The organism is Devosia sp. UYZn731 (genome assembly GCF_040546795.1).
GTDB lineage: Bacteria > Pseudomonadota > Alphaproteobacteria > Rhizobiales > Devosiaceae > Devosia.
This window is the reverse complement of the sequence record NZ_JBEPOL010000001.1, coordinates 1-11709: the sequence shown is the minus strand read 5'-3', so window position 1 is coordinate 11709 and position 11709 is coordinate 1. Positions and strand designations below refer to the sequence as shown.

Here is an 11709-nt window from a genome sequence, read left to right as displayed (position 1 = left end):
TCGGTAGCCATGACCAAACCTTTGACGTCACTTGAGCGGCGGGCCTCCGGGCCTGCCGCATCTCCGATGATCCCGATGGCGCCTTTGGCGGCGCTGTTCATCGTCAGCCTGATCTCAAACCTTCTGATGCTGACTGGGCCGCTGTTCATGCTGCAGGTTTATGACCGGGTGCTCGCCAGTAAGTCTGTGCCCACTCTCGTGGTCCTGACCTTCCTGATAACGGCTCTCTACGGCTTCTACGCCTTCCTCGAAACCTTGCGCTCGCGGATGGCCACACGGTTCGGTAATGTGATCGATGCCTCGATCGGCGAACGTCTGTTCGCCGCCAGCATTCGACTCAAGCTGATGACCGGTGCGCCGGCAAATGCAGATCCGGTGCGCGATGGCGATACTTTGCGCCAGTTCGTGTCCGGTCCCGGGCCGATGGCGCTGCTCGATCTGCCTTGGCTGCCGATCTACATGGCTGTAGTGTTCATGCTCCACCCTGCGCTGGGCTGGTTGGCTGTGGGCGGCGGACTGATCATCATCCTATTGATGGCATTCAATGAAGCGTTGTCGCGGAAGCCATCTCAGCAGGCCAATGCGGCGATGGGAATGCGCCAGCGTCAGACCGACACGGCTCGCACGAATGCCGAGACCATTATCGCTATGGGCATGTTGGCCGATGTCCAGACCCGTTGGCGCGTGGCAACCCAGAAGCTGGTCGGCGTCCAGCGCGTGGCCGGCGATCGCGCGGCGTTCTTTTCTTCCGTCACCAAGGGCATGCGGTTTCTGCTGCAGTCGGGGGTTCTGGCCCTCGGCGCCTACCTCGTCATTCAGGGACAAATGACGGGCGGCTTGATGATCGCGGCCTCGGTGATCTCCTCAAGGGCCCTGGCGCCAGTGGAGCAGATTGTTGGACAATGGCGTGGCTTCATCGGCGCGCGCCAGGCGTATCGGCGCATCTCCAAAATTCTCGGCGGCCTTCCCGTTGAAGGCCGCGATACGAGGCTGCCGCTCCCCAATAGGCTTCTCATCATCAAACAACTTACGAGTGGGCCACAGGGCGCGAAGGTCACGCCTCTAATGGGCATCACCTTGGAATTGAATGCGGGGGAAGCTCTCGGGGTTTTGGGGCCATCCGGCGCCGGAAAATCCTCTTTTGCCCGTGCTCTGGTCGGCGTGTGGCCCGTCACCGCTGGCGAACTGCGTCTCGATGGCGCTATGCTTGCCCACTATGATCCTTCCCAGATCGGCCAGATCATCGGCTATTTGCCGCAGCGGGTCGAACTGTTCGACGGTACCGTCGCCGAGAACATTGCGCGCTTCCGTCCGGACGCCACCAGCGACGAGGTCATTGACGCCGCTCGGGCAGCCAATATCCATGATCTGATCAACAGTCTGCCTAATGGCTACGACACCCAGATCGGCGAGCAGGGCGATCTCTTATCTGCTGGACAACGGCAGCGGCTAGGCCTCGCCCGAGCGCTGTTCGGCCAGCCATTCCTCTTGGTGTTGGATGAGCCGAACTCCAATCTCGATGCCGAGGGGGATGCAGCGCTTTCCGATGCCGTGATTCAAGCGAAGGCTCGCGGTGCTATCGTGGTCGTGGTTGCGCATCGCCCGAGTGCCATCGCGGCGGTCGACAAACTACTCTTCCTCAAAAATGGTCGGCAGGCCGCATTCGGTCCGAAGAATGACGTCCTGCAACAGATCACCCAGCAGAGCAGCGGCGATAACGTTCGCGCCATGAAGGTGCCCGTCGCATGACCGCCATGGCAGATGTGAGGGCACCTGATGATCGCGCCAGCCTGAGCCGGCACTCCTGGACGGGGCTGTTGGCAGTGTTCGGTCTATTTGGAGGCCTGATATATTGGGCCTCTACGGTCGAGATTGCTGGGGCCGTCATGGCCTCGGGCAGTGTCGTCGTGGAAAGCTATGCCAAGCGCATCCAACATCAGGAGGGTGGTATCGTCAAAGCGTTCTACGTCAAGAACGAAGACGTTGTGACCGAAGGGCAACTGCTTGCCAGGCTTGACGATACTGCGATCTCTGCCGATCTGGGAACGCTCGAAACTCAATTGCGCGAGGCTCTGGTGCGAGACGCCCGTCTGAGCGCGGAGATCGTAAATGCTCAGACGTTTGCGCTCCCGAGCGACCTGGCGGCCTTCAGCGATGATCCTGAAGTACTGCAACTAATGCAGACCGAGCAGCAGGTGCTTGCAGCGCGAGGGGCGGCCCGCACGGGCCGCATCGCGCAGTTGGCCGAACAGGTTAACCAACTTGAGCAGCAGATCGACGGCACCACCATCCAGCAGGCTGCCGTTGACCGCCAGTTGGAAATTCTCGGCGGCGAGATCGCGAAGCTGAGCACGCTCTACGAGGGGCAATTGGTTGAGAGCAGCCGAGTCAGTGCGCTCGACAAACAGCAGGCCGATCTCGATGGCGTTCGAGGCCGGCTGATCGCGGGTGTGGCTGAACTGCGTGCCAGTATTGCCGAGCGAAACCTGCAGATCACCCAACTGACTGACGATGCGCTCTCCACTGCCCTCGATCAATTGCAGGAGACACGGCGCTCTATCGCGGCGATCAAGCAGCAGAAGCGCGCGACGCTGGATCGCCTGCAGCGCACCTACATTAGGGCCCCGCAATCAGGCGTCATCCACGAGTCGATCATACACACCCTGGGTGGCGTAATCGGCGCCGGTGAGACCCTCATGTTGGTCGTCCCGCAGGGCGATGAGCTTACGGTTAACCTGCGCCTGAGCCCTATGGATGTCGACAAGATCAGGGTAGGGCAGGAGGCCACCCTGCGCCTCGCCAGCTTCGACCAGCGGACCACGCCCGAACTGATCGCTACCGTGGCGGCGATCGCCCCCGATGTGACCCAGGAGCCCGCCACCGGCCAACAGTTCTACAGTGCCCGCATTGCGATCGCCAAATCCGAGCTCGGCAGGCTACCGCGCAATGTCCGGCTGGTTCCCGGTATGCCGGTCGAGGCGTTCGTTAAGACAGAGGACCGCACCGTGCTGTCTTACTTGATCCATCCCTTTGTGGAGCAACTCAACCGCGCGATGCGCGAAGACTGAACACACGCCTTTGTCCATTCGTGCCGCAGACTGCGGTAATGGCTTTGCAACACCGGTCGATCGCGGGCTCATGAGCTGACAAAATTGTCGCCTGTTCCCCATCGCTCATTGACATTGTTCATGTTTGGTTCTTTATTGCGTCCGCCCACCGGGCGGAGCGCCTGCAGACAGTAATCCTGAGCCGCACTCCTTGACACAACCCGCAGCTTCGCGCTGCAGTCAGGAGCATATCGTGGCCGCTTCCCTTTCCAATGCTGGATCAGTTCCACTTATCGAAGAAATCCTACAACGGCTCCGCGCCGATGTTTCCACCAAGCCATCGTCAGATGTCGATGATCTGGCTGCACCAATCGAGGCCCCGAGGTATGGCGCCGAGCACGTTCTGGCCGGCCATTTACTCGGCGCAAGCTTGGCACCGCACTTCCAATCGCTGGAGGACCTCTCCGCAACGACCGACTTCATCGCGATTACAGTTCGCAGTACGGAGGATGCGTGGCTATTCGCCTCGGTCCTTAGAGCTGCGCTGCCGGACGCTGGGGCCATCATCGAGCCCCAATATCGACTGCGCCCCGAAGATAAATACCCAATTTTCGTTGGTTCTGGATCCAAGATTGACGAGCGCCTTCGAATGGTGGCCGACGCAGGAAGACGCGGCCTGCCGGTGATCTGGCTCTATGATCCTGAGGCAACGGCGCCTGCGCAATTCACCACAATCGCCGATGTCATCGTGGATGCCCCCACTCTGACACGGGACAATCTGGCAGCTGCTTTTGTTGAATTTTTTGGCCAGATGCCAGCCAACTTTTCTGACTTGGGCAATCCAGCCAAGCTGGCCGCAAGTGACCTGGCCCTGCATTTCCGACACGGGCGCTCGCCAGAGGCCTGCGTCGACAGTCTCAAGGCTTTGATGCCGAAGGAGCCGGTAAAGCAGGTCGATCGCGCCAGGTTGCAGGATCAGCATGGCTATGGGGAGGCGCAAGTTTGGGGTCTGGAGCTCGCTCAAGACTTCGAGCTCTGGCGTCGAGGGCGGCTATCCTGGGAGGAAGTTGATCACCGCTCCGTGCTGCTGGCGGGCCCCCCTGGCACGGGGAAGACCAGCTTCGCCGGGCTGTTGGCGGGTACGCTGGATGTTCCCCTGATCGCCTCGAGCGTCGCCGATTGGAACGCGCAAGACTATCTCTCGGGCACACTTAAAAAGATGCGCATGGTGTTCAACGACGCCATCGAGAAGGCGCCGTGCGTTTTGTTGATCGATGAATTGGACGGCATATCGAGCCGAGGGAACATCTCTGGCCGATACACGGAGTACTGGACCCAGATTGTCAACCTGATGTTAGAGCTGGTGACACGGGCCACGACCACTCCGGGCCTCGTAATGGTCGGCGCAACAAACTATGTCCACCGGATCGATCCAGCCCTGACGCGATCCGGCCGGCTCGACCATACTATTGTGATGAAACTCCCAGACACAGAGGAGATCGCCGGGATCCTGGCCCACTATGCGGGTCCGAGCGTTCCTCAAAAGGACCTGCGGATGCTAGCGTCCACATTGCAAGGCCAGACCGGCGCCGACATCGAAAAGTTGGTGCGGGCCGCAAAAGCAAATGCGCGAAGGGCAGAACAGCCATTCTCGGTTTCGCATTTGCACGAGCAAGTCTCGGGCGCTTTCGAGAAACTTCCCCCACAAGTCCGGCGTCGGATCGCCACCTATCGGTCTGGTCAGGCCTTGGTAGCCCAATCCCTAGGTTTGCTGGACCTTGCCTCGGCGGATGAGGTCTCTGATTTCGGCGGGATCCTTTCGAAGACGCTGGACGACGGTCAAATTCCAACTGAGCGGCACTATAATGATGCCATCGCCGTGCTCGTGGCTGGCCGAGCGGCGGAAGAAATTCTGCTCGGCGATCCGTCCGTGCTGGCTGTGGGTTCCACCGATTCCGACCTCGCCCTGGCGACGGCCTTGGCACGGCAACTCGAGACCCGGTCTGGTCTGGGTGAGGTGGGGTTGGTCGATCTGGGCGACCCAGTTCTCCGCACAATTCTGCCAGCCGAACTCATCGGCAGCGTGCGACGTCGTCTGGACGCGGCGATGACGCGGGCGTCGTCAATCTTGCTGGACCGCAGAGCCGAGTTGGAAACCATGGTGGCAGCAAAGGTTCGAGGCTCGGAGATCGCTCCGCCGAAGCACACGCTGCACGTATTGCATTAGTTGAAAAAGAGGGGAGAGGTCCATGGTCGACGATTTGCCAAACATTGAAGTGCGACGCCCGGGTGAGGCGATTTGCGGATGGCGAGGTTGTCGCGCAAAAGATCTTTTCACGGGGCAAAGCGGTAGCCAGACTCAGAGAGATGAAACGCTGCTTTGCCCGCAAGGATTTGGCGGTCGGGATCACAGCCAATGACAGAAACTTCAAACCGCACCCAGGGCATGAAGGAGCTTGGCAGGCTGTTGAGCAATGTGCTCCGACACGCGCCGGAGCGGCTGGGCATCACCATCGATGAACATGGCTGGACGCCGGTCGAACCGCTGATTGCACATGCCCGAAAAGCTGGCTTCAAGATCGACCGAGCTATTCTGGAAAGGGTTGTTGCCGAGAACGACAAGCAGCGCTTTACCCTGTCGGCCGACGGTCAGCGCATTCGGGCGGCACAGGGCCATTCGATCCCCATCGATCTGGGTCTGCCACCGAGCGAGCCCCCGGAAGTCTTGTTCCATGGCACGGCGCGGCATAACCTGGACGCGATATTCGCCAAGGGACTCCTGGCGGGCCGTCGGCGTCATGTCCACCTGTCGCTAAGCCAAGAAACCGCAATCAAGGTGGGTGGCCGTCACGGCACCCCAGTCGTGCTGCGGATTGCAGCGGGGCGCATGCACGCGGATGGCATCGAGTTCTGGAGGGCCGATAACGGGGTCTGGCTCACGGTTGAGGTCTCGCCCGCCTATCTCAGTTTCTGAAGCCAACCGACCATCCAACCGTTATTTGACGGCAGAACCCTTCGCGCGAATTCTGCAGAAGACCTCAAGTATCTCCGAGGCGTTCGGCCGTGCGTCTTGTCGCGGTGGACCTTGGGGATTTTAGTAGCGGTGACACTGCTCGCAAAAAACCGCTGTTCAACCACATGTACAGGCGACTACCCGGTGGGGTGGTTTGTAGGTACAGCCCAAGTTTGCCATGGGCATGGAAATGCAGCATATAAATCAACGGGATAGGGATCCAGTTCACCTTAGTTTGGCCGCTGAACCCTCAAAAATTCCCTCATCTAGAAAATTGAAGGCATAGTTTGCCCAACTCATTTTTGGAGCGGCAGGCCTCTGGGGGACGACGGGGCGGCGGGGCAGGGCGGTCTCCCCAACGCGCTTCTGGATTTTGCGGCCCTTGAGGGGCCATGAGCGGGTGAGTTATACAATCGAGGTCATGCATCAGCCTCAAAGCAGCGTCCGTCCAAACCGTGGAGCATTCCCAACGGAGCAAGATGCTCTGGACGCTGTGGTGCGGCGTTTGGTTGATGAACTGCGGCCGGCAGCAATCTGGCTGTTTGGATCACGGGCAACTGGACGACACCGGCCGGATAGCGACTTCGATCTTTTGGTGGTTGCTCGTGACCAAGATGGTGAAGCGGGACGCGATTACGACCGGGCCTATGCGCCGATTGTCGGGCTCGGCGTCGGTGTCGACGTAGTGCCCTGCACCGAGCAGGATTTTGTCGAGGAGCGCATTTCAGGAACGAGTTTGATCTCAGAGGTCATTCGAACTGGCCGCCAGATTTACGGTGCGGCGTTGATTGGGCCCACCTCCGACGATGGTATGAACGAAAACAGTGGGAATTGATGCCTTTGCACCTGTAACGTGACTCTGTCACCAACCACCGCCAACGTCGAAGCCATTCGCGCTTTCGTTCGCGACGGGTTGGTCGATGCCGACCGGATCGGCAATTTCGAGCCAAAAGCCTTCCTATTGCGGGACGACCTCGCGTCGATCGTCCGCATTTCTTTGGCGGCCGCGAGCGGACCAAAGTCCGGCCGATGCCCTGTCATGACGATAGATATTCTCCCCACGCTGCGAAAATTCTCCGGACGGCTAGCTGACCATCGCTCGATAGCCGGATAGGGTCAATGTCCGGCATCGGCCTTCCAGTTATCTCGACTAAATGACGGACATTGCAGAAGCGGACCAAAGTGTGACGTGGGGAGCTAATCCTTTCGCAAACGCTCTTGGACGAGTTAAGGCAGCTGTCGGATAGCCATCAAGTCGGCGGATACGGGCAAGTTCGAGATGCGGTCCCCAGACAAAAGGCGCGGTAGAACGAGCTGCCGGGGTGCAACTAGAAGAGGTGCAACATGATCATTTGCAGCAGAAGCTCCGCTCCTCGGACAAGCGCATAACTCGCGAAGGCGAGACCGGTTATGAATACCCGTTTTAGTGCCGGGTTTCTCGACGACCCTGGAATATGCTCGTCGAATAATATCAATGCAGGACAGAAAACGAATAGCCCGAACATTATGGCAAAGACCGCTTCATAGTTGACCGTCGACCTTAACGGAGAAGGCCAGCCATTTACGGCCCAAAGCGCCCAGATCATGAAGCTTAGGCCGGAGCACGTGGCAACCGTGATCCAGTAGGTGAGCCACGCCAGGTGGGTAACCTTTTCCGGGCTGGTACTCATAGCGTTAAAGTTCGGCTTCGTGCCAGTCAGCTCTCAGGCAAACGGCGAGTAAGCAGAGGTTGCGGTAGAGGATATCGGATTGAGGTGGGGCAATGTGATCCGGCTTTTGCTGGCTCTGACGCTGCTCGGCGTAGTCGGCCGTGACTGTAGTCGATCGATAGGCTGGCTGCAGGGGATATTGCAGTCTGTCCGCATTTGAATACATAATGGCAGATACCTTTTTATATTTACGGCGGGCAATTTCTCAATTCTGCGCCTGAATGAATTAACTCCCCTTTGAAAAAAATCCTCGCTTTAAGTGACCAACCAAGTTCAAATACTCGTCCCCAACCGGGCCTTGCGCAAATCAAGCGTGCAATGGACGTTACTGCGTATGGGAGGGCTTCCGGCGGCAAGTCCATCATCGCCTGTGTGACGGTTACAATCATAGCGTATCGCTTCAGGTCACAATCAATTTCGACTTCCATCGACTCGATTAGTCGACCGAAACCAAGGGAACCGGCAGTATTTGTCCGCTCCTGATCATCAGTAAGCGTTTTGCAGATGTATTCCTGTACATTCGGATCCGTCCAAGCCGTGAGGGGCAAATCCAGGCCCCATGTTGGTATGGCCAGCGTGAGAAAGGCCGTTAGCGCTCCGATGATTTTTGCATAGGACATAACGTAAACCTCTGAGCATTGATGCGAGCTGGTTCTACTGCCACAGGTTGCGGGAAACGTAGCGGAAAGCAGACAGGCGCTCCTGCCCCGGCAGAAAAAGCGCCTCGGTTACTGCGGGTATGGTTCCGTGAGGCAGCCGCACTTCGGGCATCTGTAATCAAATGTCGGAACACTCTGCCCAAGAGATATTATTACCATGCCGATGAAGATGGGTCATGGCGTTTCCTTGCGTTGGCAAGAACCACCCCATGTTCCGGGCAAATTTCTTTTTTCCGCTTAATCCCAGCCTCCAGTAGCCGTCAAAAGATGACATATACAGCGGCTACTCAAGAGCTCAATGGCTTGAACAATGGCTCATTCCATAGCCAAATTGCATGAGTTCTTTGGTTGCCACAAATTGCGTTGAATTGATCCTTTGACTATGGCTGCTTCTGCTCCTCTTTCACCGTTGAACGGCCGAAACGGGGTGGTTTCCAGACCGGCGGCTTTCAGGCACGTTCATAAGGAAGCGGAACCTGATCCTAGATCTGACTGTAGAATTTGCCCGGTTAGCTAACTGCATCGTGAATTGGGGATCTTACATTGCTCATTCCGGGAAACCGCAGTCCGAAAAAGGGTCCATTCAGGACCTGGATTTTACTCTGTGCTGGCGTCGGCGCTGTTATTGGGGCCGCTGTAGGAAGTACTGTTAGCCCGTTGACGGCCGTCCTAGGCGTGCTAATTGGTGCAGCCGTGGGAGCACTTTTGGCGAAGTTCCCGCCACCTTTCTTCTAGATCCAGAAGGAACAGGGCAACGATCCAACGCGGTCAACTTGCAAGAGATATCATAGCCCACCTGGTCCGCTGGGCCGCAGCGGGTTGCAGGCGAATGTCCGATATTGGGGTTTCGCAGCTCGAGAGCTAACGTCTGAAATGGGGTCGGCAGCTGACTGTCAGCCTGGGGGTAGATTGCTGACTGCCAGTTTCTAGCAACGAACGGGGACCAGCAGACCTTGAGCCAACTGCTTGATCGACCGGTCTCGATGAGACAGAGTCGCTTTCACATAATGGGAGCGCATCATGTTTCGGATCATCCTAACGCTTGTACTGGCGACCTCGCTTGCGTCTCCCGCATACGCGGAGCGGCTAAGGCTTGTGGTCGCTGATGCGCAACAAGCTGTTGATCCCATATCTGCACTGCCAGTTGTGAGCATTCGCCTCAACGCAGACAGTGCTCGGGATTTCGCCATGTTCACGACAGTTAACGTCCAGACCACGGTAGACTTCCTGATTGACGACGAGGTGGTTCTTTCCCCATTCATCCAGACTCCACTCACTGCTGGTTTGATGCAAGTCCGCGGCTTTGACACCGCAGAAGAGGCGTCAGCCATGGCAAAAAAATTGCGCTCAGGTGATGCACATTTGTCGGTGTCCCCTGAAGAAGATCACGTCGGGACGATCAACAAAGTCACGTCGGACTGACGGCCGCTTTTGGCCTCGCGGCTACCATCGCCGAAAGACCGTCATGGGGTCGGTTCTTGCCAGCTTACTGGCTTCTTTCTCCAACCTGGGGACGGCCCGAATGGGGTGGGATGTAGTCAGGCAGGAATTGGGCATGATTCCAGAAAAGGAGACTTCCAAATTGTCGTGTAGGGGCCAGGAGCGGGCTACATCCTGTTGGCGCTCAATTGCTGTGAAAGATCAGCAAACCGTCAATTTCCAGATGGTGGACATTCAGAGGCTGCGATGGTTGGCTGGCCAACAATGCTCAAATGATGGTTAGGCGCCGATTATGTATTGTCTCCGAATTGCAGTCGCATTGGTCGGTAGTAGCCTGCCTATATTGAGCCCACAGTCGAGTGAGATATTGGAAGAGAGAGACTATCAAGAGGCCTGCAAGTACGTAGTGCAAATGGATAGCGCCATGAATTACCAGCTAACATCCACATCAGAAGAGATGAAACTGGACGGACGACCTGTAATCGAGTTGGGTATCATCGATCTCGACGATCGAAAGCCGTCCAACGTATATTGTAATTTCGATATCGAGGTCCCTCCGAAATTGCGCTCCTTAATGGTTCTTCCCACTTGGTGTGATTGTACAGGCCCTGCCTACTCTACAGACCAATTGAGGAGAGCAAACAGGTATCTCGAAGCTTGGTACGAAGGGCGCACCCACTGGGACATCAGAAGTCCGGAATGACTGCGTTTTGGGAGTGGTTTTCCGACTGTCCGCTCTTAAGCGTGACCGTTCGAAAGCAGCCGTCTAAGAACCAGAAAACCGCAATGGGGGTCAGTTGCTGCCAGCCCTGCAGAAGTCTGACGTTCGGCTAGCAGTATCGGTGCTTTCGTGTTTCCATCCGATCAGAGCGACTATGGTCGAATGGCATGACGATACCCTACAAAGAGCACCGCTTTTCGCCACACGATTGTGAATTCGTCCTCGCGACCCGCAAGTTCTACCCACAAGTCATGCACGTCGTCATTGTTGCCTTGGCACTTGGCATCCTGACATTGGCGGGTGGGTGGGAAATCGGACTTGAGCTTTGGGTGAGTGCCTGTATCGCTGTCGGAGTTGCCGTAGCTTCGCTAGGCGCAATCCCGCTTCTCTTCCTTTGGAGAACAGGGCAACTGGCTGTCGAAAACTACCTGCTTGGGAACATAAGTAGCGTTATGGGCCATGTGAATTGGCCGCCCATTTGGCAAAACGTTGTCGCCGAACGGGCGGTAACGTTCGATTGGGCCGAAATTGAGCACGTAGTCCTGCGCCCAAAGCCTTGGATTTTTGCACTTAACAACCTAAACTTGGAACTTAATTTTCATGACGGGCGTCAGCGCATTCTGCGCGTGCCACAGCTTGCGCCAGATGAGATCGAAGCATTTGTTGGGGTGTTAGGGCAAATCGCTCTTCGTCGAGGTTTTCAATTTCACGAGGGGCATCCCCTCCACCCACCTTTGTAAATGCTTACGTCTTCTGCATGACGGTGATCCACAGCGCATTGAAACTGCCGGTTTGCCGAGGCGGTGAACGGCGGCTATCGAGCAAGTTCCATTTGGCCGCCAATGACCGAAATGGGGTCGTAGGCCGAACGTCTGCTTGCGAGCGAGCCTGAAGCATAGCGGGCATCAGCCGTTAGGATGTCGCGCTGCCTGATTTATCGTGAGAGTTGAAACTCATTCATAATCCAAAGGCGCCTCGCCCAGAAAAGCTCTCATGTCAAGTTCGCGGGCTGGACCTATAATTTTGATTTCTAGCCTTAAATCGTCGGCAAGAAATTCCGTGGGTACCCATACACCGACAAAATAGCTCGTAGTTGAATCGAATGATTCCATGCTTCCAA

8 protein-coding genes are annotated in these 11709 nt (G+C 57.1%); 7 read left to right on the top strand and 1 reads right to left on the bottom strand.

Features of this window, described 5'->3' with window-relative positions; genetic code table 11:
• Positions 1-9: 9 nt before the first annotated feature.
• From ABIB57_RS00040 to ABIB57_RS00020, 5 genes are all read left to right on the top strand, one after another.
• Positions 10-1749 (top strand): type I secretion system permease/ATPase, encoded by a 1740-nt coding sequence (locus ABIB57_RS00040; RefSeq protein WP_354037818.1) that lies wholly within the window; start codon positions 10-12, stop codon positions 1747-1749.
• Positions 1746-3068, top strand: a complete 1323-nt coding sequence (locus ABIB57_RS00035; protein ID WP_354037817.1) for an HlyD family type I secretion periplasmic adaptor subunit — start codon at positions 1746-1748, stop codon at positions 3066-3068. The genes ABIB57_RS00040 and ABIB57_RS00035 overlap by 4 nt, the downstream gene beginning before the upstream one ends.
• 232 nt (positions 3069-3300) lie before the next feature.
• Positions 3301-5274 carry an AAA family ATPase gene (locus tag ABIB57_RS00030; RefSeq protein WP_354037816.1) on the top strand — a complete coding sequence of 658 codons (1974 nt, stop codon included), beginning with the start codon at positions 3301-3303 and terminating at the stop codon, positions 5272-5274.
• Positions 5275-5463: 189 nt separating this feature from the next.
• Positions 5464-6021: an RNA 2'-phosphotransferase gene (locus tag ABIB57_RS00025; RefSeq protein ID WP_354037815.1), complete on the top strand. Its 558-nt coding sequence runs from the start codon at positions 5464-5466 to the stop codon at positions 6019-6021.
• Positions 6022-6565: 544 nt separating this feature from the next.
• Positions 6566-6895, top strand: coding sequence for a nucleotidyltransferase domain-containing protein (locus ABIB57_RS00020; RefSeq protein WP_354037814.1), 330 nt, complete (start codon positions 6566-6568; stop codon positions 6893-6895).
• 1062 nt (positions 6896-7957) lie between these two features.
• Here ABIB57_RS00020 and ABIB57_RS00015 read toward each other — a convergent pair.
• Positions 7958-8389 (bottom strand): hypothetical protein, encoded by a 432-nt coding sequence (locus tag ABIB57_RS00015; protein WP_354037813.1) that lies wholly within the window; start codon positions 8387-8389, stop codon positions 7958-7960.
• A 1059-nt stretch (positions 8390-9448) separates the two neighbouring features.
• Between ABIB57_RS00015 and ABIB57_RS00010 the strand changes: the two genes are divergently transcribed.
• Positions 9449-9850, top strand: coding sequence for a SecDF P1 head subdomain-containing protein (locus ABIB57_RS00010; protein WP_354037812.1), 402 nt, complete (start codon positions 9449-9451; stop codon positions 9848-9850).
• Between the two features lie 906 nt (positions 9851-10756).
• Positions 10757-11329 (top strand): hypothetical protein, encoded by a 573-nt coding sequence (locus ABIB57_RS00005; protein WP_354037811.1) that lies wholly within the window; start codon positions 10757-10759, stop codon positions 11327-11329.
• Positions 11330-11709 lie beyond the last annotated feature (380 nt).

Excerpts from the sequence above, each read along its gene's own strand:
- ABIB57_RS00040 (WP_354037818.1), top strand. The coding sequence starts at position 10 with ATGACCAAACCTTTGACGTCACTTGAGCGGCGGGCCTCCGGGCCTGCC.
- ABIB57_RS00035 (WP_354037817.1), top strand. The coding sequence starts at position 1,746 with ATGACCGCCATGGCAGATGTGAGGGCACCTGATGATCGCGCCAGCCTG.
- ABIB57_RS00025 (WP_354037815.1), top strand. The coding sequence starts at position 5,464 with ATGACAGAAACTTCAAACCGCACCCAGGGCATGAAGGAGCTTGGCAGG.
- ABIB57_RS00015 (WP_354037813.1), bottom strand. The coding sequence starts at position 8,389 with ATGTCCTATGCAAAAATCATCGGAGCGCTAACGGCCTTTCTCACGCTG.
- ABIB57_RS00010 (WP_354037812.1), top strand. The coding sequence starts at position 9,449 with ATGTTTCGGATCATCCTAACGCTTGTACTGGCGACCTCGCTTGCGTCT.
- ABIB57_RS00005 (WP_354037811.1), top strand. The coding sequence starts at position 10,757 with ATGACGATACCCTACAAAGAGCACCGCTTTTCGCCACACGATTGTGAA.